The sequence below is a fragment of the Ferrimonas sediminicola genome (assembly GCF_005116715.1).
Taxonomy (GTDB): Bacteria; Pseudomonadota; Gammaproteobacteria; order Enterobacterales; family Shewanellaceae; genus Ferrimonas; species Ferrimonas sediminicola.
The window spans coordinates 546618-567798 of record NZ_SWCI01000001.1 but is presented as its reverse complement, the minus strand read 5'-3'; the positions used below and the strand labels follow the sequence as shown (position 1 = coordinate 567798).

The window sequence follows — 21181 nt, the reverse complement described above, 5'->3', positions numbered from 1 at the left end:
GATTAGCGCAGCCTGATAGCGCATCCCCGGTTTTGGGAAAGAGCAGGACCAGAGCTGGTCCCAAACAACCCAGAACGAAACACAAATTTGTCGGTGATTAGCGCAGCCTGGTAGCGCATCTGGTTTGGGACCAGAGGGTCAGAGGTTCGAATCCTCTATCACCGACCACATCCTGAAGCCCTGCTCTCCGAGCGGGGCTTTTCTCGTTTTGGAGCCGCTGCGCGCTCGGCCAGAGGCCTGGGCGACCCCCACCTTCGCCGCCCGGAACAGCCCCTCCATCACCGGCCGCTTCACCTAACTCCGCTTACCCCAGTCTGGCTTTTTTCGCTCTGGAGGTGCTGCCCAACACGGGGCAGATACCCACTTAGGCTCACCGATTGAGGAGAAAATCCGAGTTCTTTTCGATTTGTTGTTGCGAAATGTGAATCCGGCACCGACTCCCCTCTGAACCCGGCCTGCAAATCTGCGATCATTGAGTAGGCCATCACTCACGGGGCAATTGTTCGATGCGGGAGAAGACAGAGAAATACCTGAAGCGGGAAGAGGCACTGCTGGATGCGGCAGCTCAGCTGCTGAAAGAGGAGGGACTGATCTCCTTTCGTTTCTCCCAACTCGCCAAGCGAGCCAACTGCAGTATGGGAGCCCTGTACACCCACTTCACCAACAGGGAGGACCTGCTTCTCGCCTTGATGGCCAAAGAAACCAAGCGTCAGCTGGTGATGCACACCTCGGTAATCTGTCTGAATCTCAAGCCCGCCGAGACTTGGCTGGCCCTGACCCTTATCCCCTTTATTGCCGCCAACAGGTTCAGCACCGGCTTCTCGGTACTGGCGGAGCTCCCGCAAATTACGGCGCAGGCATCCCCTGAGCGTCAGTATCAACTGCAGTCTCAACTGACCCCCTTCTGTCAAGCGACGAACCGTTTTTTACAGCGGGCCAGGCTTCAGGGGGAGTTGCTGTCCCATGATAAGGAGATCAGCCTGTGCCGGAACACCGTACTCTGTATCCAACGGGGCGCCATGGCCTTCTCCTCGACACCGATCCTCGGTGACGAGCACCCCTCTCTCAAACCTCTCCCCCTGTACACCATGCTCTTCGAAGCGATCAACACCCTTAGGTGGCGCCATCCACTGGATGCCTCATCCCACGCCCATATCGAATCTGCCCTTTCCCAGCTGTAATCGGTAACTCACGGCCTGTTTGCCACGCTGATGCAGTCCTTCATCGCACAACTTCAAGCTGTGCCAGGATCCCACTATCTCTTGGCAAATCGAAAAAAAGTCGTATCACGGTGAAATTGTTCCAGCCCACTCTCAGATGCCCGCCGACAACCTATCTCCCGCAGCGAAAGGGGCCGATAGTGGCTGCGACTATTCAACAAGGAGTATCCCATGTTTAACACCACTTACGCCTATCGCCTCTTCAGCATGATGATCGTACTGACGGTAACGACCATTGCCGCCATCGGTTGCCTGGGTAACATCACCGACGCCGAGTCCAACCTGCAATTCGTTCGCCATGTATTCTCCATGGACACAACCTACAACAGCCCCAACATCATGTGGCGAGCCATCACCGCCCCCTCCATCCACATGGTGGGCTTTATCTCCATCATCATCATCGAGGCAACCCTGACCTTTTGCGGCTTCTTCGGCCTGTTCAAACTGGCCAAGCAATTCAGAGCGGATGAGCGCACCTTCGATGACAGCAAAACCTTTGCCCTGATCGCCATGGCACTGGCAGTACTGGTATGGGGATTCATCTTCCAGGCGGCCGGTGGCGAGTGGTTTGCCAGTTGGCAGTCCGAGCACTGGAACGGTCTGCGTGATGCCACCCGTATTGTGATGATGGCCATGTTCGGCGGCCTCAGCCTGAAACTGGCTAAGTAGGAGAGCAGTGGTGAAACGACTGATATTGACCCTGGCGGCCCTGTCTCTTCAAGCCCAGGCCGGCTCACTGGTTCACTGGCATGACGTCAGCGTCACCGGCCTCTATGGCGACAACTTCAAACTGGCGCCGTCAGACCAGCAAGCCACCCTGACCCTGGAATCCGCCGGAGGCTGGCGCTATGGCGACTGGTTCCTATTTCAGGACTTCACTCACTTTCGCAACAGCCGTGGCAGCGACAGCACCACCTACGGAGAACTGACGACTCGCCTGAGTTCGGCCAAGATTTTTGGGACAGACTACGGCAAGGGGGCTCTGAAGGATCTGTCCCTGGCAATGAGTCTGGAGCAGGGAAAGGGCGATGTAGAGAGCTTGCTCTGCGGCGTGGGGGTGGACCTTAAGCTGCCCGGCGCCGACTACTTCAAGGTCAACGCCTACCGGCGCCAGGGGCTGGCCAGTGACAACATCAGCGATGGCTGGCAGCTGTCCCCCAGCTTCAAGTCCAGCCTGCCGCTGGGCAAGAGCCAGCTGGTGCTGGACGGATATATCGATTGGGTGATCTCCTACGATGACGCCCGTAAAGAGGAGACCTTTCACTTCAACCCCCAACTCAAATATGACCTAGGCGCCCTGCTGATGGACCGCCACAACACGCTGATGGTGGGTATCGAGTACTCCCTGTGGCTGAATAAGTATGGCATCAAGGGAGTGGATCAAGACAACGTCGCCCTGATCGTCAAGTATCACCTGTAATCCTTTGAGCACCACTGCGACATCCTGTTTTGGGGTGGCCCGGTCTTCGGCGCCACCCGTTTTTCCCAGACAGCCGCTCTCATCAATGCTGATGGTTGCTGACTGAGCCCGCCGCCAGGGCCAGCCGGTGCCGAAGCACCCAAATTAAAATCAATGTAATCAATAATATAATTTAAGATAAACTTTGCCAGCATGGGCAGCAACTAGCCATCATGGACCATCTGCAAATTTCTCTTGGTAAAGCCGCGACTCTGAATCATGATGTGGACACACCGGCACGCCCTCGGCCCAGTGGCCAGGAGGGCGGTGGCAGCGCTTACATTCATAGGAAAACACCCCGTGTCCACAGCCAAATCGATACTGTCCCTGGATGACAGCCACACCCTGGATGACACCCTGTTCGCGCGCATCGCCCGGGAGATCGAGGAGCGAGGGTACAGCATCTGTCCCACCGCCCTGCCGGAGCCATTGGCCCGTGCACTGTACCAGCACGGTCAGTCGATGAAGAAGCAAGAATTCACCAGTGCCGGCATCGGCCGGGGTGAGGACTTCGTCAAGAGTGACTTTGTCCGCACCGACCAAATCTGCTGGATCACCGGGGAGAGTACAGCGGGAGCGTCCTGGCTCGACTGGGCGGGCGGTTTGCAACGCTTCCTGAACCGCAGGCTGTTTCTGGGGCTGTTCTCCTTCGAAAGCCACTTTGCCCACTACGCCCCAGGGACCTACTACAAGCGTCACTACGACGCTTTTCGCGGCGAGGCCAACCGGGTTTTGTCGCTGGTGGTCTACCTGAATCCAGGCTGGCAACCGGACGACGGAGGGGAACTGGTGCTGTACCGGGACGATCGGGACGACCATGGCACCAGGGTGGTGCCGCTGATGGGTACGGTGGTGGCGTTCCTCAGCGAGGAGTTTCCCCACGAGGTGCTGCCGGCCCAACGCGATCGTTACTCCATCGCAGGGTGGTTCCGGGTCAACACCTCGGTCAACAACCGGCTCGATCCCCCCAGATGACGCCGGAGCTCTGATAGCGCAGGGGCGCCCTGGGGCGCCCCTGCCATTTCTAGATGTCGTAGTGCAAGCCGCACTCCCGCCGAAAACCGGAGAAGCGGCTCTCCTCCTCGCTCATCCCCAGCTCCATGGGACGACTGGTGTGGATGTCGCCCACCGAGGCGTAGCCCTGGTGCCACAACGGGTGGTAGGGCAGGCCATGCTCCTCCAGGTACTGGTGTACATCCCTGTTGTTCCAGTCGAGGATCGGCAGCAGCTTGAAACGGCCGGAGCGGATCGCCAGGAATGGCAGCTCCGCCCGGGAACCGGCCTGCTGGCGACGCAGTCCGGCGAACCAGGTGCCCGCATTCAGCTCTTCGAGGGCCCGCTGCATCGGCGCCACCTTGTTGAGTCGGTTGTAATGATTCAGCCCCTCCTGGCCCTGCTCCCACAACTGGCCGAAGCGGGCCTCCTGCCAGGCGGGGGTGATCTCAGCCCGGTACACCCTGAGGTTCAGCTTCAACCTGTCGGTGAGCTCATCAATAAAGCGGTAGGTTTCCGGGAACAGGTAGCCGGTATCGGTGAGCACCACCGGGATCTCCGCCCAGGCCCGGGTCATCAGGTGCAACATCACCGCCCCCTGGATGCCGAAACTGGAAGAGAGGATCGCCTCACCGGGCAGGTGCTCCAGCCCCCAGGCGACCCGCTCGGGAGCGCTGAGCGCCGCCAGAGTCTCGTTGGCCTGGGCCAGCCAGGCCTGATGGGCCTCGGTGTCGGGGTTGGCCGCCAGGGCGGCCAGATCGATGTCAGCCATGAAAGTCCACCTTGGCCGTGATCACCTCGGGTACCACGCCGACACGGATCAGGAAATCGCCGAAGCCCTCCCCCTGGTGACGTTCACCGACCCAGCGGCCCACCAGTTGATCCAGCTCCGCCAGGATGCTGGCCTCGTCCAGGTTCTCCTTGTACATCTTGGGGATGCGGGTGCCCTCGCGGTTACCCCCCAAGTGCAGATTGTAACGACCCGGTCCCTTGCCCACCAGTCCCACCTCCGCCAGCATGGCGCGGCCACAACCGTTGGGGCAGCCGGTAACCCGGAAGATGATCGACTCGTCCGCGATGCCGTGGGTCGCCAGTACCCCCTCGATGCGATCGACGAAGCCGGGCAGGAATCGCTCCGCCTCCGCCATCGCCAGTGGGCAGGTGGGCAGGGAGACACAGGCCATGGAGTCCTTGCGCTGGTTGGAGACGCTGTCGTCCAGCAGTCCATGCTCGCGGGCCAGGGCCTCGATCTGCGCCTTGTCCAGCTCGGCCACGCCGGCCACCACCAGGTTCTGGTTGGCGGTCATGCGGAACTCGCCCTTGTGCACCCGGGCGATGGCGGCCATACCGCGCTTCAGGGGCTTGCCGGGAAAATCGAGGATGCGACCGTTCTCGATAAACAGGGTCAGGTTGTGCTTGCCATCAATGCCGGCGGTCCAGCCGAAGCCGTCACCGCGGTCGGTCAGCAGATAGGGGCGTATGGGCTCGAAGCGGATGCCGGCGCGACGCTCCACCTCCCCCTTGAACACCTCGACGCCGACCCTGTCCAGGGTGTATTTGGTCTTGGCGTTCTTGCGGTTGACCCGGTTGCCCAGGTCCCGCTGGGTGGCCACCACCGCCTCGGCCACCGCCAGGGTGTGCTCCAGCGGCAGGTAGCCAAACTCGTCCGCCTTGCGGGGGTAGGTGCTGGTGTCGCCATGGGTCATCCCCAGGCCGCCGCCCACCAGCAGGTTGAACCCCACCAGCTTGCCGTTGTCGGCCACGGCGATGAAGTTCATGTCGTTGGCGTGGATGTCCACATCGTTGTGGGGCGGCACCACCACCGTAGTCTTGAACTTGCGGGGCAGGTAGGTGCGACCGAGGATAGGCTCCGCCTCCTGGGTGCTCTCCACCTTCTCGCCATCGAGCCAGATCTCGGCGTAGGCACGGGTACGCGGCAGCAGGTGCTCGGAGATCCTCTTGGCCCATTGATAGGCCTCGGCATGCAGCTCCGATTGCTCCGGGTTGGAGGTGCAGAGCACGTTGCGGTTCACGTCACCGGCGGTGGCGATGGAGTCGATGCCGATGCTGCCCAGCATCTGATGCATCGGCTTGATGTGGCGCTTGAGCACCCCGTGGAACTGAAAGGTCTGACGGGTGGTCAGGCGGATGCTGCCCGCATGGGTGTTGTCGGCGGCGAACTCATCGATGGCCAGCCACTGCTGTGGGGTGATCACCCCACCGGGCATCCGCGCCCTCAGCATCACTGTGTGCAGCGGCTCCAGCTTCTGCTCGTTGCGCTCGGCGCGGATGTCGCGGTCATCCTGCTGGTACATGCCGTGGAAGCGGATCAGCTGGAAGTTGTCGGCACTGAAGCCGCCGGTAAGCGGATCGGCCAGATCCGCCTCGATGGTGCCTCGAAGCAGGTTGCTCTCCCCCTTGAGGCGCTCGTTGTCCGCCAGCTTGCCCTGCACCTGCAGCGCGGTCAGATCTGGGGTTTTCTGGTCACTCATCAGTACACATCCTTCTGGTATCTCTTGCTGCTGCGCAGCGCTTCCAGGTAGGCCTCGGCCTGCTCCCGGCTCTTGCGGCCATGTTCGGTCACCACCTCAATCAGGGCACTCTCCACGTCCACCGCCATCCGCTCGGCATCGCCGCACAGATAGAGGTGGGCGCCGCGCTCCAGCCACTGATAGAGATCGGCCCCGGATTCGCGAATGCGGTCCTGGACGTAGATCTTGTGCTCCTGGTCGCGGGAGAACGCTAGGCTGATGCGGTCCAGCAGGCCGCTTTTCACATAGCCCTGCCACTCCACCTGGTAGAGAAAGTCGTCGGTAAAGGTGGGGTTTCCGAAGAACAGCCAGTTCTCCCCCTCGGCGCCCTGGGCGTCACGCTGCTGCATGAAGGCGCGGAACGGAGCCACGCCGGTGCCGGGACCGATCATGATCACCGGGGTGTCCGCAGAGTCGGGCAGGCGGAAATTGTGGTTGGGCTCCACATACACCCTCACCTCGTCCCCCTCCTGCAGGCGACGAGCGAAGGCGCCAGAGACGGTACCCAGGCGAGGCTCACCGTCACGCTCCTCCTCCACCAGAGCCACGGTCAGGTGCACCTCCTCCTCCACCTCCGCCTGACTGGAGGCGATGGAGTAGAGCCGTGGCGTCAGCTTGCGCAGCAGCCCCACCAGGGCCTCGGCGTCCGGTTTGGCCGGGTAGCGTTTGGCCAGGTCCAACAGCTGGTGGCTGAGGATAAAGGTCTTAAGGGCGTCGCCATCGTCGGCGATCTGCGCCAGTTCGGCGCTGCCGGCGAGCTCCGCCCACCCCTTGACCAGGGCCGGGTGCAGCAGGGTCAGTTCGAAGGTCTGCTGAAGCGCCTGGGACAGGGGTACGCTGGTCTCCTTGATCTGGACGGGTTCGTCGCCGCGCAGGTCGGTGGCGGCTAGGATCTGGGCCACCAGGGCGGGATCATTGTCCATCCACACCCCCAGGGCATCACCGGGCTGATAGCTGAGGCCGGACTGCTCCAGGCTCAACTCCACGTGGCGGGTGTCCTTGATGGAGCCGCGGCCGGTGATCTTCTGGCTGGCCAGCAGGGTCGCCCTGAACGGGTTGCTGCGGCTGTAGCTGCTGGCGGCAGCGGTCTGGGTTGGTGCCGCCGCCTCTGCCGCTGCCGGGGCCAGATCCGCCAGCTTGCGCAGGGCCTGGGCGATCCAGGCCTCGGCGGCGTCTTCGAAATCCACGTCGCAGTCGGTGCGTTCCAGCAGCCGGGTCCCCCCGAGCTCCGCCAGGCGGGCGTCGAATTCCCTGCCGGTGTGGCAGAAGTGATCATAGCTGGAGTCTCCCAGGGCGAGCACCCCGTAATGGACCCCGTCGAGCTTGGGCGCCCGGCTGGAAAACAGGAACTTGTGCAGGGCGATGGCGTCGTCGGGCGGCTCGCCCTCACCGTGGGTACTGACCACCACCAGCAGTTGCCTCTCCTCCTTGAGACGCTTGGGTTTGTACTCGGCCATGGAGATCAGGGCCACCTCGCGTCCCTGCGCCTCGGCGGCCTCGGCCAGTTGCTGAGCCACGGAGCGGCTGTTGCCGGTCTGACTGCCATAAAGGATGGTCAGGGCGCTCTCGGGCTGCGCCGCCGGCTGGGGCTGTGCGCCGGACAGGTTGGCCGAGGCGGCCAGGTAACCGCTGACCCAGGCCAGCTGAAGGGGGGAGAGATTCGATGTCAGCTGCTGCAACTGGGACAGCTGTGCCGGCGCCAATACCCCGGCTCCGGCGGATAACTCGGATAACTGCATGCTCTGCGCTCATGGCTGTGGACGATTGCAACAGGGTAGGCGCGCGGCCTCAAGAGAAAAAAGAATTAAAAACTTTTTTTTATGCGATAAATGAATATAAGGAGAACGACGAAAAACTGTTCACATTTCACAAAAAATGCATTAAATGTAAATAGGTCGGAATATTTGATAAAAATGTGACCAATAACAGAGAGGTTGGCGACGCCTGTGTGACAGGGTCCTCACCGGGACCAGCATACTCTGCCATAGATTCCGGCGGCAACGGCGCGATGACACAACGACCTCCATTCATTGAGACGATTGTGGCGATTCATTAAATCGACTTAGCATTGGATTTCCAATAGTCCAAAATGCTCAGTGATTTACACTTTGGTCTCACCCATTTAAAACCGATAAACCCAATCTGCTAGAGGATAGCGTTGTGAAGATCGCCGTGATCAAGGAGCATCTCGCCGGGGAAACCCGCGTCGCCCTGTTACCCACCAACGTTGCCAAGCTCGCCAAAGCGGGCTGCGAGGTGACGATTGAAACCCAGGCCGGTTTTGAAGCCGGTTTTACCGATCAGGACTATCTCGACAGTGGAGCTCGCATCGGTGCTGACCGCGCCCAGACCCTGGAGGGCGCCGAGCTGGTGCTGACTCTGCACGCCAAAGGTGAAGAGTTCGACCGGCTGCTGGAACACCTGGCCTCGGGCCAGACCCTGATGGGGATGATGGACCCCTTGATGCACCCGGAAAACGCCCAGAAGGCGGCCGACAAGGGGATCAACACCGTCGCCCTGGAACTGATTCCCCGCATCACCCGGGCCCAGAGCATGGACGTACTCTCCTCCAACGCCACCATCGCCGGCTACAAGGCGGTAATCCAGGCAGCGGAGCTCACCCCCAGGTTGTTGCCGATGATGATGACCGCCGCTGGCACCCTGAAGCCCGCCCGCACCTTTATCATGGGGGCCGGTGTCGCCGGCCTGCAGGCCTGTGCCACCGCCAAGCGCCTGGGCGCCGTAGTGGAGGCCTACGACATCCGTCCCGCCGCCCGGGAGCAGATCCTCTCCGTGGGAGCCCGCCCGGTCGAGCTGGATATCGAGGACGCCGACACCGAATCCAGCGGCGGCTATGCCAAGGAGCAGTCCGCCGACTTCATCGCCAAGCAACAGCAGGCGATGGCCAATGTGCTGGCTCAGCAGGATATTGTCATCACCACCGCCGCCATCCCAGGCCGCAAGGCACCAACCCTGATCACCAAGGAGATGGTGGCTCAGATGAAGCCCGGTTCGGTGATCGTCGATCTGGCGGCCGAGACCGGCGGCAACTGTGAACTGACCCAACTGGGGGAGGTGATCAACGTCAATGGCGTCATCATCTCCGGCCCGGCCAACATCGTTGCCTCCACCGCCAACCATGGCAGCCAGATGTTCGGCACCAACCTGGAGAACCTGATCCGTCACCTGGTCGACGACGAAGGCAAGCTGGTGTTCGACTTCGACGATGAGATTGTCCATGACACCGTCACCGCCTACCAAGGCAAGGTGGTGAACCCCCGCATCCGGGATCTGCTCGGACTGACCGCCGACAACAAGGAGGAGGCGTAAATGGAAACCCTGCTGTTACTGCTCACCCTGTTCGTGATCGCCATCTTCCTCGGCGTGGAACTGATCACCAAGGTACCGCCCACACTGCACACCCCGCTGATGTCCGGCTCGAACGCCATCTCCGGCATCACCCTGGTGGGCGCCCTGCTCTCCGCCGGCTCTGGCTCCGGCATTCTGGTAAATGTACTGGGCTTTATCGCCGTGACCCTGGCCACCATCAACGTGGTGGGTGGCTACATGGTCACCAACCGCATGCTGGGCATGTTTAAGAGGAAGTAACCGACCATGAATACTGCTGTTATCTACCTGGCCTATCTGGTGGCCGCGGTCTGCTTCGTGCTCGGCATCAAGAACATGACCAAGCCCCGTACCGCGGTACGTGGTAACCAGATCTCTTCGGTGGGGATGCTGATCGCCGTGGTGGTCACCCTGCTGGACCAGTCGATCCTCAGCTTCGAGTGGATCATCGCCGGCATGGTGCTCGGGGGCCTTATCGGTGCCATCCTCGCCAAGAAGGTGCAGATGACCTCCATGCCCCAGATGGTGGCGGCCCTGAACGGCTTCGGAGGCGGCGCCTCCCTGTTCGTGGCCCTGGCCAACTACATGGATCCCGTGGCGGCCACCTCCCTGGTGGCACAGATCTCCGTGGGTGCCACCGTGCTGATCGGTGCCGTAACCCTGTCCGGCTCCTTCATCGCCTTCGGCAAGCTGCAGGAGATCATCTCCGGCAAGTCCATCGCCGTCCCCGGCAACACCCTGGTCAACGGCCTTCTGGCCGCAGCCGCCGTGGCCCTGGTGATCACCCTGGTGGTCAACCCCTCGCCGGCGATCCTTTACTCTCTGGTGGCGGTGGCGCTGCTGCTGGGTATCCTGCTGGTACTGCCCATCGGCGGTGCCGACATGCCGGTGGTGATCGCCCTGCTGAACTCCTATTCCGGTATCGCCGCGGCCACTGCGGGCTTCATCTCCAACAACACCGTGCTGATCGTCTCCGGCTCACTGGTGGGCGCCTCCGGTCTGATCCTGACCCAGATCATGTGTAAGGCGATGAACCGCAGCCTGACCAACGTGCTGTTTGGAGTGATGGCGGAGGGGGGCGCAACCATCGACGCCGACGAGGTCTACCAGGGCAAGGTCAAATCCTCCTCCCCGGAAGAGGTGGCGATGATGCTGGAGACCGCCGAGCGGGTGGTGATCGTTCCAGGCTTCGGTCTGGCCATGGCCCAGGCGCAGCATGCGGTGCGGGAACTGGCGGACGTCCTGGAGGGCCGCGGCACCGACGTCAAGTACGCCATCCACCCGGTGGCGGGCCGCATGCCCGGGCACATGAACGTGCTGCTGGCGGAAGCGGAAGTGCCCTACGAGCAACTGGTGGAGATGGACGCCATCAACCCCCAGTTTGAACAGACCGACGTGGCCATCGTCATCGGCGCCAACGACGTAACCAACCCCATGGCCCGTGAGGACAAGGGCAGCCCCATCTACGGCATGCCGATCCTCAACGTCGACAAGGCCCGCACCGTGGTGGTGGTGAAGCGCTCCCTGAGCCCCGGCTTCGCCGGACTGCCCAACCCGCTGTTTGCCAAGGACAACACCCTGATGCTGTTCGGCGACGGCAAGAAGGCGATCATCGACCTGACCTCCAGCCTCAACGAGGCCGACTGATGATTTGCTAGCGCACACTCAAAAACGGGGCCAAGTGGCTCCGTTTTTTTTTTGGTTCTTTTGCGACATGGCTGCCAAGTGGCTGCCGGCACTCCTTCCTACTGTCACACATAGAGTGTAGGATTTTCCACTTGCCAGTCCGTCACTTGGGTGACTTAAAGTCGACAGCGCCGGTCGATACCAGCCTGTAATCCAGTCGTCGAAGGGGAGCACGCCAGAGAATCACCTCAAGAGTGCCTCACACTAAACGCAAACAACTCGCTATCGATAGGGAAGCCAATGGCCGTCAGACATCGTTTAAATCTTCTGGGATACGGATACCCCGTCAGCGCTCTGATGACATTCGCAAAAGGCGGAATCCTCAGTGCCCTGCTCTGCGGCGTGACCACCGCCTGGTGCAGCGGGGCCGCCGCCTCGACCGATGACGCCATCCTCCGGTTTCAGCAGGATACCGCCACCATCATCGAGCAGGCCCACGGGTTAAACCGGAAACATGCGGAGCAGATGGAGGAGTTCTCTCGACGACTCGATGACACTCAGAGCGCCCTGGCGGTGCTTGGGAGTCCGCTCATCCCCGAGATGAAGCAAACCGCCGCCAAGATGTTAGCACTAGGAAATCAATATCTTATCCAATACCAGCGTTTTCTTGGCGAACTGAACAAGAGTTCCGAGTGTTACCAGCCTCGGAAACTTGACCGGTATCGGCAGATCAGCTCGGAGCTGCAGGATTACCTGGACAGCCTCGAGTCGCTGACCTCGGTGACCAACGAAGGCGATGCCTTCGCCGCCCTGATGACCATCAATCTCGGCCAGACCCGACTCGCCATGCTGGTCGACCTGTTGAACGTCGCCAAGATCTGTTACCTCTCCGAGACGGCGCCATCGCTTGCTGCGGATTTTCAAGCTCTCGACGGGGCACTGGCCGCCTCGCTGCCATGGAGTGGCGCCATCCTCGCCAGTCTCGATGACGAGGATCCACCGGGAAGCGAACAAGGGTGGGGGGACGGGGCCGAAGACGTCGGCGACGACGCCCCACCACTGCCGCCACCGCTCGTCGCCAGCCCCCCGCAGAGCACGCCCATCGCCGCCCTGACATTCAGTGAACCGTCCATAGGACGGTGCATCCGTCAGGCCGCCGAGCAGTTCATGCTGGACACCAGCGACGAGGTGACGACGTTAAGCTGCCAGTTGTCGACCACGGAACCGGTGACGCTGGCGGATCTGACCGGGCTATCAAGCTTACAGGCCCTGGCCCTGGCCGGTGGCAACATCACCGATCTCACGGCGCTGGCCCCCCTGGCCCGCCTGGAGTTGCTGCAGCTGGAGGGCAGCCGGGTAGAGCGCTTCGAGGGTCTGGACCGGTTCAGCGGCAACCTGTCCCTGTCCGCCGTCCACAGCCAGGATTGGCAGGCGTTGGCCCGCAGCCAGGCCGAAACCATCTCCATCATGGCGGTGCCGGACTGCTCGGCGTTGGCGCCGCTGGCACGACACCCCGGCGTGGCCCTGCTGTACCGGGGCCTGGACCCCTACCAGATGGCCGACCTGATGGAACAGGTTGATCGCGGCGAGAAGTCGCTGACCATCATGACCGACTGTTCAGGCCCCGCTCTCCTGCGGCAGTGAGCCTGGAGGGAACCGATGCGGATCACCTTCAGCACGCCGACAGCAGAAGCTGCACGCCACGGGTGCGGGCCCTGCCCCATGTCGCCGGCTCGGTGGGTGGCTGACCATTGCGCTTAACCAAAACTAATGGAGCAGGAGGAGGATCATCACTCCGCCCAGGTAGATCGCCAGCAACGCCACGCTCTCCAGGCCGATGTTCCCCGGGCCGTGGCGCTGACGATAGATCAGTCCCATCAGCAGCACTCCGGTCATCAGCATGGCGGTGGCCAACCAAAACTGCTCCACACGGGAGATGACGGCGTAGATGGAGTCCTGCCGATAGGCCAGATCCGCGGCCGCCACGAACAGGGTATCGAAGGCGTTGCCGCCGACAATGTCGCCCACAGCCAGGTTCAGCGCCCCCATCCGGACCGCGGTAATGGCCACCACCAGCTCGGGGATCGAGGTGGACACGGCGGTGAACACGCCGCCGACCAACCCGTTCGACAGCCCGCTCTTCTCACCCAAAGGCACGGCCAGCCGGGCAAGCGACCAGCCGGCCAGGGCGACCACCGCCGCGCAGCCAGCAAACTTCAGCCACAGCGGCCCCAGCGAACGCCGGCGCAGCCTGGGAGGGGCGGCAGGCTCCCGGGAGGTGTCTTTGGTTCGCCGGGGCAGCCACATCGGCATGGTGTGAGTTCGCGCCAGCAGGTGGATGCCGACCACGTAGAAGATCACCAGCAGCAGGGTCGCCGGATGAACCGCGAACAGGGCCACATCGGGGGTGGAGAGCGCCAGAACGTGGATACTGAGCAGAGTCAGGACGAAGGCCGCCAGAAACAGATTTTCCGCCGAGGCCGCGGCATGCTCCAGGTTGGCCCGCCGGTAGGCGATGTCCGCCAGGGCGAGAAATGCCGTCTGGGCGGCGATGCCGCCCAGACAGTTGCTTACCGCCAACTGAGGGTGGCCTGAAGACGCCGCCGACACCGAGGTGGTAATCCCTGACAAGGAGGTGGACGCGCCGATGAACAGGGCACCGACCAGTGCCTCTCCCAAGCCGGTGCCGGAGGCCAGATCCCGGGCAAGCCGGGTCATCTGAATGCCAAACCAGCCGATAACCGCCGCCACTGCAGCAAACGCGATAATTACCGCGACCAGAGGCCAACCCGCAGGATCCATCATGGGGGAGCTCCCCTACTCTTTGGGCAACCCCTGAGGCAACTCGTCGAAGACCCGGTGAAACTCCTCCCTCTCCGCCGCCAGGGCCTGCTGCTTGGCGGCGAAGGCGCGTTTGCACTCCTCAATCCAGGCGCCGCGGCTGGACTCTCCGCAGCGGGCCAGGGCTTCCACCGCCTTGTGATAGGCTTCCCCCGCCTCTTTGGAGACTCGGCGGCACTGGATCAGGTGTTCAAAATCCTCGGTATCGATATCCACTTTGCTCATACCATTCCCCCTTAGGCACTGTCCCTCTAAACCTTATAGTCGAGGGAGGGGACTACGTCGAAGCAGGGTGTCGATGAGTTGATTCAGATCCGGCAACACCCCGATGGCGCCGGTGTGGCCCTGGCGCCACCGGGGTCACACCGCGTCCTGGACTGGCTGCCGCCCGGTACAAAAATGAACGACACCCTCCCCCTTATCCCAGTCGGGAGATCTCCTGTTGCAGATCAAATCCGGAATCGGTGACGATCTTCTCCAGCACCACCACCCGCTCCTCCAGGGCGTGACACTGTGCTCGGGTGGCCTTCAGCTCCTCCTCCAACTGGCTGAACTGGGCCAGGTTCGCCTGAGCCTCGCTCTTATGCTTACTCTTTATCATGGCAACCAGGCACCCCATGACGATGGCCACGATGGCCACGATGGATCCTGAGGTCAGCATCTCACTCTCCTTATGCTGTTGTTATCTAGGGGCGCGACCCGGCGCCGAGCACCGGGTGGCGATGGATGTCGTCAAGGTCTGGGCTTTCCCAGTCGCCGCCGGTGGTCAAACCGGCAGTTCCTTCAACTTTAGCAAGTTACGAACCACCCAACTAAGCTATTGATTAGCATGATAGATGTCAAAGTCAGGTTGACGCGAAAGGGGGATATTGACCGCTAGTTGGCGGATTTCGCCACCATCAGCCGATGCTGGCGCTGACGATAGGGAGCCAGGTCCTCCCCCATCAGCAGTGACAGGCTGGGAGTCAACAGCTGCCACCAGCGCTCCACCAGCTGGGGAGGCACATAGGGATAGGCACCACGACCGGGACCGAACTGACGCCGGCCCAGAGTGCGGAAATGGGGCAGATCCGCGGCAACGACAACGCTTGTTGCCAGCACCCGCTCGAAACTGAGCCGGGCCAGGGTCTGGCGTCGCTCTGGCGACACCAGCCAGGGCAGCAGCACCGGAGTGGTCCAGTGAGCCCAGTCGGGAGCCGCCCCCATCAGGTTGAAGTTGCGCAGGTGCACCAGGTCCCACCCCAGCGCCAGCTCTCCCCGCCTGGCCAGCTGCCACAGCGCGTACAGGTCGGCGACCACTTCCTCCTGCCACACCTCGGGCCAGTAGGCAAAACGGTAGGGCTGGCGCAGCTCCTCCCCCACCTCAATCAGATGCCCCTGCTCATGAAGCACAGCCAGGGAGAGGGAGTGCACCGACGGCAACTCATACACCTCGTGACCCACCAGCAGGATATGGGGCTGAGCGATGCGCCGGCCATCGGTGAGGATCAATGCCTGTCTGCCCAGGGTCAGGGTGACCGCCCCCTGTCCGGCCAGCTGACGCTCCAGGGTCGGACCAAGCTGACGAGGTGGCACGCCCCAATGTTGTGACAGCGCCGACACCAGGGGAGTGGGAAGGCGCTCCAGGCAGCCGGGCAGCTCACTGCGATCGCACATCGGCGCCCCGCCACCGAGGAGAGCAGTCAGCACCAGAGACAGCAACGTCCACCTCCCGGGCGGGAACACACCCGAGGTGATGAGAGATTCTTCAGAATATGAGAGGGGTACATGACGCCAAAGTGTATCACAGGGCCCGTTTCGGCTGTTAGAATAGCCGGCTCACTGATTGTTACGGGAACACCATGGTTACTTCAGCTGAATTCGATCGGGGCTTCCTCCACCCCAGGTACTGGCCCATGTGGCTGGGCATCGCCCTGATGAGGTTGCTGAGCTTTTTGCCCCTGAGGGTGCAGTGGTGGTTCGGCTGTGGCCTAGGGCGGCTGCTACAGGCACTGCTGAAGAAACGGGTGCACGTGGCCCGCACCAATCTGCGCCTGTGCTTCCCGGAGATGGGCGACGCGGAGCGCGAAGCGCTGCTGCGAGACAACTTCAACCAGACCGGCATGGCGCTGTTCGACAGCGTCAACGCCTGGTGGTGGAGCGACCGGCGCATCCAGAAACACATGACCATCAGGGGGCTTGAGCACATCGAACAGGCCAGGGCCGATGGCCAGGGGGTGATCCTGTTTGCCGCCCACTGCCTGATGCTGGAAGCCGGTGCCCGGGTGTTTGGCCAATGCTGTCCGGGCGTCGGCGTCTACCGCCCCCACAACAACAAGTTTATGGAGTACCTGCAGGTGAAGGGGCGTCTGCGCTCCAACAAGGGCCTGATCCCCAAGCGGGAGGTACGGCAGATGGTCAAGGCGCTGCGCAGCGGCGAAGTGATCTGGTACACCGCCGACCAGGACGCCGGTCGCAAGGGCGCGGTATTTGCCCCCTTCTTCGCGGTGGAGGAGGCGGTCACCGTCACCGGGGCCACCACCCTGGCGAAGCTGGGCAAGGCCAGGGTGATGCCCTTCTTTGTCGAACGCAACCGGGACAACTCCGGTTACACCATCGAGATTCTGCCGCCTCTGGACGACTTCCCCGGCGACAACGAGATGGCAGACGCGGTTCGCGGCAATCGGATCCTGGAACAGCTGATCCGCCGTCGACCCGAGCAGTACATGTGGCTGCACCGCCGCTTCAAGACCCGACCTCAGAGAAGCGATCCCAGCCTGTACTGAGTGCCGTCGCGGGCCAAAGACACTGAAGGGGCTGAGCACCATGGTGCTCAGCCCCTTTTGCACGCTCTCGTCGGCGGAGCCCGCCTAACGCTTATCGGGCTTTTCCGACAGCCACAGGTTGATGGTGCCCTTGACCACCACGGTACCCTCATCGTCGTAGGCGGCCACCCGCACCGGCAGTTCACCGGGCTGCCATCCCTCCGGGTCGGTTTCTGCCACGCAGCGGATATCGCTGCCCGCCTTGGCGGTGTACGCCACCTCCATCCCCTTGGGGATCCAGCGCAGATGCCGGGGAATGGAGGCCTCGGCCAGCATCCCCATGGCCAGCTCCAGTCCGTTGCAGATGGCGATGACATGGACGGTACCGATGTGGTTCTCCACCTGGCGCTTCTTGCGGATGATGCAGCTGACATGGTTGGGGCGAAGCGCCTCCAGGCGCGTCGGGATCGTCTTGAAGTAAGGGGCTTTATTGGCCACGATGCGGGTCATCAGCCAATCCCCGAACGGCAGCGTCTTCACCCTGCGGTGAATCTTCAACAGGTAGTTATCGGACATCCTCTTCCTCACAACTGGTCTGATCAGTCAGGGGCAATTATTCCCCTTTTTCGTGATCTTTGTCAAAGATTCGGGACCACAGTGCCGCCACCGCCTCACAGCCCTCGGGTTTCTCGCTGTGGGGCAGCAGGCCGCTGAGCCCCGCCAGCACCCGATGGTGGTTGGTGTCGCGGATCTCGGTGTAGGTGTGCACCAGCAGATCCGCCTCCTCGGCACTGAGCAGCCCCAGCTGCAGCGCCAGCTCAAGGATGCGCACATTATCGGACCAGCGGCTCATCTGCGGCAGCCGGTGACCATGGGCCAGTACCAGGTATTGGGTAATGAATTCGATGTCGGTGATGCCGCCAGGGCCCTGTTTCAGATCGAACAGCCGTTCGCTGCCTTTGTGCAGGTGATCGCGCATCTTCTCCCGCATCTCTCGCACCTGGCCATTGAGCTGCGCCTCATGCCTGGGCAAGCACAGCACCGACTCGCGGATCTCATTAAACCGTTTCACCATGGCCGGTTCACCGAAGACCATCCGGGCGCGCACCAGGGCCTGGTGCTCCCAGGTCCAGGCCTCCTGACGCTGGTACTCGTCGTAACGGTCAATGTGACTGACCAGCAGGCCGGAAGCACCGGAGGGGCGCAAACGCATATCCACCTCGTAAAGGATCCCCGACAGGGTACGGGTGGAGAACAGGTGCAGCACCCGCTGGGCCAACTTCAGATAGAAGTGGTTATTGTCGATCCCCTTGTCGCCACTGGTGTATCCATTGTCGGCCCGGTGCAGGAACACCAGATCCAGATCGGATCCATACCCCAGCTCCAGCCCGCCCATCTTGCCGTAGGCCACCACCGCGAACCCCTTGCCGTCACCGGCACAGGAGGGCAGCCCGTGACGCACCACCAGCTGATTCCAGGCCAGTTGCACCACCTGTTCGACGATCGCCTCCGCCAGCCAGGTAAGATGGTCACTCACCTTCATCACCGGCAGGACCCCGGTGACATCGGCGGCGGCGATGTGCAGCCGGCTGATCTGCTTAAACTGGCGCAGGGCCTCCATCTGTTGCTCCAGATCCTCTTCCGGCACCCGCATCAGGAACTCGCGCAGACTGGCGGCATAGCCATCCGGCGGCAACACCTGATAGAGCTGCATGGGATCGATCAGCTCGTCCAGCAGGATCGGGTAGGCGGCCAGCTGATCGGCGATCCAGGGACTGGCGGCGCACAGCCGCACCAACTGCTGACGGGCCGCCGGATTCTCCAGCAGCAGCTCCAGGTAGGTGGTGCGGGTCAGGATGGTGGCCACCACCTTCATCATCCGCTGCAGCAACTCAGACTGGCCAGGCTGGCCCGCCAGCTCCCCCAGCAGCCTCGGCATCAGCTTATCCAGGGTGTCCCGTCCCCGGGGGCCGATGGTGCGCCGTGCAAACTCGCCGCGCAGCCGCATCAACGGCTCGGCCAGCTCGCTGTCCAGCCCCTGGGCGGAGAGAATCTCGGATACGTCCGGATCCGGGTGCTGCCACAGGGCCGGCAGTTCGCCCAGTTCCTCCTCCTCCTGCTCGTCACCGCCGATGGTCTCCCTGAACACCTCGTGGATATTGCTCATGTGCCGGCTCAGCGTCTCCCTGAGCGCTTCCCAGGAGTCGAATTCCAGGCTGAGGGAGAGACGCAACTGGTCATCCGGGTTGTCTGGCAGGGTCTGAGTCTGTTTGTCGCTCAGGGCCTGCAGCAGGTTCTCCAGACGGCGCAGGAAGCGGTAGCCCTCCAGCAGCCGCTTGTGATCCCGGCCACTGATGCAGTTGCTGCGGGCCAACTCCGCCAGCACCGGCATCAGTGGCTGGCGGCGCAGGGCAGGCTGACGCCCGCCGCGGATCAACTGGTGGCTCTGAACCACAAATTCCACCTCACGGATGCCGCCCCGGCCCAGTTTGATGTTGTCGGTCAGGCTGCTGCGGCGCAGCTGCGACTCGATCAGCGCCTTCATCCGCCGCAGGGCATCGATGGCTGAGAAGTCCAGGTAGCGGCGATAGATGAAGGGGCGCAGCAGCGTATGCAGGGCGGATGCCTGATCTCCCTCACCCATCGCCCTGGCCTTGACCATGGCGTAGCGTTCCCACTCCCGCCCCTGCTCCTGATAGTAGTCCTCGATGGCATCGAAGCTGACCGCCAGCGGTCCCGCCTCGCCGAAAGGGCGCAGCCGCATGTCCACCCGGAAACAGAAACCCTCCAGCTCCACATCCGCCAGCAGCCCGATGAGCTTCTGCCCCATGCGGATAAAATACTGCTGGTTGTCCAGCTGCCGAGGTCCGTCGGTGGTGCCATTTTCCGGGTAGGTGAAGATCAGATCGATGTCGGAGGAGAAGTTCAGCTCACCGCCCCCCAGCTTGCCCATCCCCAGGATCAACAGGGGTTGCCGCTCTCCGGCAGCGCTCCTGGGATAGCCGAAGCGGCTTGCCAGGTACTCGGTCAACCAGTCCCGCGCCGCCAGGATCAGGCTCTGCGCCATCTCCGACAGGTGTGCCAGCGATTCATCCAGGGGCGCCAGGTTCAGGAAGTCGCGGGCGGCAATCACCACCATCTGCCGGTGGCGGAAGCGGCGCAGCACCCGCTTGGCGGATGCCTCATCCTGACACCGCGCCAGCTCCTCATCCAGGGTGGCGCGGTACTGAGGGTGACGCAGGTGCTGCGACAGCAGTCGGAAAAATTCCGGCAACCAGTCGCCATCGCGACTGAGGCGGGCTCCGATAAATTCAGACATGGCAAACAACAGGTTCAGCCTCTGCTGCTGTTCCGGCTCCAGGGCCCCCCAGGGCCCCTCACCCAGTCCCTGACGATAGTGTTCCGCCTGCCGACGCAGACTGGCAGGGAGGTTGTCGAACACGGGCGGCAGGCTCATAATAACTTCCTGTGAATAAGGATTTTTCTGGAATCACCTTAGCAGAAAGCGGTTAGGAAGGCAGCGATCGGATATGGCAGAGTGGTGGCAATGGGATTGGATTCACCTGGCACTGGAGGTGGGAGGCAGCCTGCTGCTTCTGACCCTGCTCCGCTTCAGCCAGGGATGGTGGGAGGGGGTGAGCAGCCAGACGGAGTTGGCCGAACGGGATAACGTCGCCTTCGGCATCAGTACCGCCGGCTCCCTGCTGGCGATGGCCCTGGTGATCAGTTCGGTGATGCCCCGCCAGGGCAACCTCAGCTATCTGGAGCAGGGGTTGAATCTGGTGATGTTCGGCCTGGTGGGACTGCTGCTGATCCGGGTCAGCCTGTGGGTCAACGATCGCTTCGCCATCGACCGCATCGACAAGAAGCAGCATATCCTCAGCGGCAACGTGGCCATGGCGCTGACCGATGCCAGTGCCGCCCTGAGCGCCGCCATCATCATCCGGGCCCTGCTCGAGAAGCTGCACCGAGATCCCTCCCTGATGGGGACGGTCAGCTACGGGCTGATCTACCTGGCCAGCCTGGCGATTCTCACCGGCATCAGCCGTTGGATTCAGTATCTGCACGACCGCAAGGGCTATGGCCCCTTCCAGCAGGCCATCGAGCAGGACCAGCGCTCGGTGGCACTGAGTCATACCGGGGTGGTGATCGCCGCTGCCCTCATTCTGGCGGCCACCGTTGCCCTGCCGGAGGCACCCGTCGATGAGCCGCTGACCCTGGTATGGAGCTGGTTCGGCTTCAGTGTCGGCGGACTGCTGCTCCTGACCCTGTGGCAGAAGCTGCTCAGCGCCTGGGTGATGGTGAAGATAAACCCGGACAAAGAGATCGCCCTGCAGGACAACAGCGGCGTCGCCGCCCTGGAAGCGGCGCAATGGGTGGGGGTGGCCCTGCTGCTGTGCGCCATGATTGATTGAGATA

Annotated in this window: 19 protein-coding genes and 1 tRNA gene; 11 read left to right on the top strand and 9 right to left on the bottom strand. The window is 62.4% G+C overall.

What is annotated here, in order from left to right; genetic code table 11:
- Positions 1–91 precede the first annotated feature (91 nt).
- The 5 genes from FCL40_RS02610 (at position 92) to FCL40_RS02590 (ending at position 3654) form a co-directional block, all read left to right on the top strand.
- Positions 92–168 (top strand) — tRNA-Pro (locus FCL40_RS02610).
- 338 nt (positions 169–506) lie between these two features.
- Entirely contained in the window at positions 507–1181 is a 675-nt protein-coding gene (locus FCL40_RS02605) for a TetR/AcrR family transcriptional regulator (protein WP_136851047.1), read from the top strand.
- 210 nt (positions 1182–1391) lie between these two features.
- On the top strand, positions 1392–1889 hold the full coding sequence (locus FCL40_RS02600; RefSeq protein ID WP_136851045.1) for a DUF2165 domain-containing protein: 498 nt from the start codon (positions 1392–1394) through the stop codon (positions 1887–1889).
- A 10-nt stretch (positions 1890–1899) separates the two neighbouring features.
- On the top strand, positions 1900–2640 hold the full coding sequence (locus FCL40_RS02595) for an outer membrane protein OmpK (RefSeq protein ID WP_136851043.1): 741 nt from the start codon (positions 1900–1902) through the stop codon (positions 2638–2640).
- A 339-nt stretch (positions 2641–2979) separates the two neighbouring features.
- Positions 2980–3654: a 2OG-Fe(II) oxygenase gene (locus FCL40_RS02590; protein WP_229360254.1), complete on the top strand. Its 675-nt coding sequence runs from the start codon at positions 2980–2982 to the stop codon at positions 3652–3654.
- Between the two features lie 49 nt (positions 3655–3703).
- On the opposite strand, the gene FCL40_RS02585 is transcribed toward FCL40_RS02590, so the two are convergent.
- From FCL40_RS02585 to FCL40_RS02575, 3 genes are read right to left on the bottom strand one after another with little or no spacing between them, the layout of a single operon-like run.
- Positions 3704–4444: a phosphoadenylyl-sulfate reductase gene (locus tag FCL40_RS02585; protein ID WP_136851041.1), complete on the bottom strand. Its 741-nt coding sequence runs from the start codon at positions 4442–4444 to the stop codon at positions 3704–3706.
- A complete protein-coding gene (gene cysI, locus FCL40_RS02580) occupies positions 4437–6164 on the bottom strand; it encodes an assimilatory sulfite reductase (NADPH) hemoprotein subunit (RefSeq protein ID WP_136851039.1) in 1728 nt (575 codons plus the stop codon). Before cysI ends, FCL40_RS02585 begins: the two co-directional genes overlap by 8 nt.
- Positions 6164–7942 carry an assimilatory sulfite reductase (NADPH) flavoprotein subunit gene (locus FCL40_RS02575; protein ID WP_136851037.1) on the bottom strand — a complete coding sequence of 593 codons (1779 nt, stop codon included), beginning with the start codon at positions 7940–7942 and terminating at the stop codon, positions 6164–6166. Before FCL40_RS02575 ends, cysI begins: the two co-directional genes overlap by 1 nt.
- 421 nt (positions 7943–8363) lie before the next feature.
- On the opposite strand from FCL40_RS02575, the gene FCL40_RS02570 reads away from it, so the two are divergent.
- The 4 genes from FCL40_RS02570 (at position 8364) to FCL40_RS02555 (ending at position 12821) form a co-directional block, all read left to right on the top strand.
- Positions 8364–9533, top strand: coding sequence for an NAD(P) transhydrogenase subunit alpha (locus FCL40_RS02570; RefSeq protein ID WP_136851035.1), 1170 nt, complete (start codon positions 8364–8366; stop codon positions 9531–9533).
- The gene (locus tag FCL40_RS02565; protein WP_028110007.1) at positions 9534–9812 is read left to right on the top strand and encodes an NAD(P) transhydrogenase subunit alpha; all 279 of its coding nucleotides are present in this window, start codon (positions 9534–9536) and stop codon (positions 9810–9812) included. It abuts the gene before it with no gap.
- A gap of 6 nt (positions 9813–9818) precedes the next feature.
- Positions 9819–11198: an NAD(P)(+) transhydrogenase (Re/Si-specific) subunit beta gene (locus FCL40_RS02560; RefSeq protein WP_136851033.1), complete on the top strand. Its 1380-nt coding sequence runs from the start codon at positions 9819–9821 to the stop codon at positions 11196–11198.
- Between the two features lie 336 nt (positions 11199–11534).
- Positions 11535–12821, top strand: coding sequence for a hypothetical protein (locus tag FCL40_RS02555; protein WP_136851031.1), 1287 nt, complete (start codon positions 11535–11537; stop codon positions 12819–12821).
- Between the two features lie 123 nt (positions 12822–12944).
- On the opposite strand, the gene FCL40_RS02550 is transcribed toward FCL40_RS02555, so the two are convergent.
- From FCL40_RS02550 to FCL40_RS02535, 4 genes are all read right to left on the bottom strand, one after another.
- Positions 12945–13982 (bottom strand): sodium:calcium antiporter, encoded by a 1038-nt coding sequence (locus tag FCL40_RS02550; RefSeq protein ID WP_136851029.1) that lies wholly within the window; start codon positions 13980–13982, stop codon positions 12945–12947.
- Between the two features lie 12 nt (positions 13983–13994).
- Complete coding sequence (locus FCL40_RS02545; RefSeq protein WP_136851027.1) at positions 13995–14243, bottom strand: hypothetical protein; 249 nt, start codon at positions 14241–14243, stop codon at positions 13995–13997.
- A 193-nt stretch (positions 14244–14436) separates the two neighbouring features.
- Positions 14437–14679, bottom strand: a complete 243-nt coding sequence (locus FCL40_RS02540; protein WP_136851025.1) for a hypothetical protein — start codon at positions 14677–14679, stop codon at positions 14437–14439.
- 215 nt (positions 14680–14894) lie between these two features.
- Positions 14895–15719 carry a hypothetical protein gene (locus FCL40_RS02535; RefSeq protein WP_136851023.1) on the bottom strand — a complete coding sequence of 275 codons (825 nt, stop codon included), beginning with the start codon at positions 15717–15719 and terminating at the stop codon, positions 14895–14897.
- Positions 15720–15859: 140 nt separating this feature from the next.
- On the opposite strand from FCL40_RS02535, the gene lpxL reads away from it, so the two are divergent.
- Complete coding sequence (gene lpxL / locus FCL40_RS02530) at positions 15860–16783, top strand: LpxL/LpxP family Kdo(2)-lipid IV(A) lauroyl/palmitoleoyl acyltransferase (RefSeq protein WP_136851021.1); 924 nt, start codon at positions 15860–15862, stop codon at positions 16781–16783.
- A gap of 84 nt (positions 16784–16867) precedes the next feature.
- Here the strand turns inward: lpxL and FCL40_RS02525 are convergent, their stop codons facing one another.
- The gene (locus FCL40_RS02525; RefSeq protein ID WP_136851019.1) at positions 16868–17338 is read right to left on the bottom strand and encodes a hotdog fold domain-containing protein; all 471 of its coding nucleotides are present in this window, start codon (positions 17336–17338) and stop codon (positions 16868–16870) included.
- Positions 17339–17375: 37 nt separating this feature from the next.
- Positions 17376–20219, bottom strand: a complete 2844-nt coding sequence (gene glnE, locus FCL40_RS02520) for a bifunctional [glutamate--ammonia ligase]-adenylyl-L-tyrosine phosphorylase/[glutamate--ammonia-ligase] adenylyltransferase (protein ID WP_136851017.1) — start codon at positions 20217–20219, stop codon at positions 17376–17378.
- Between the two features lie 73 nt (positions 20220–20292).
- Here glnE and FCL40_RS02515 point away from each other — a divergent pair, with 73 nt between their 5' ends.
- A complete protein-coding gene (locus FCL40_RS02515; protein ID WP_136851016.1) occupies positions 20293–21177 on the top strand; it encodes a DUF350 domain-containing protein in 885 nt (294 codons plus the stop codon).
- Positions 21178–21181: the final 4 nt, after the last annotated feature.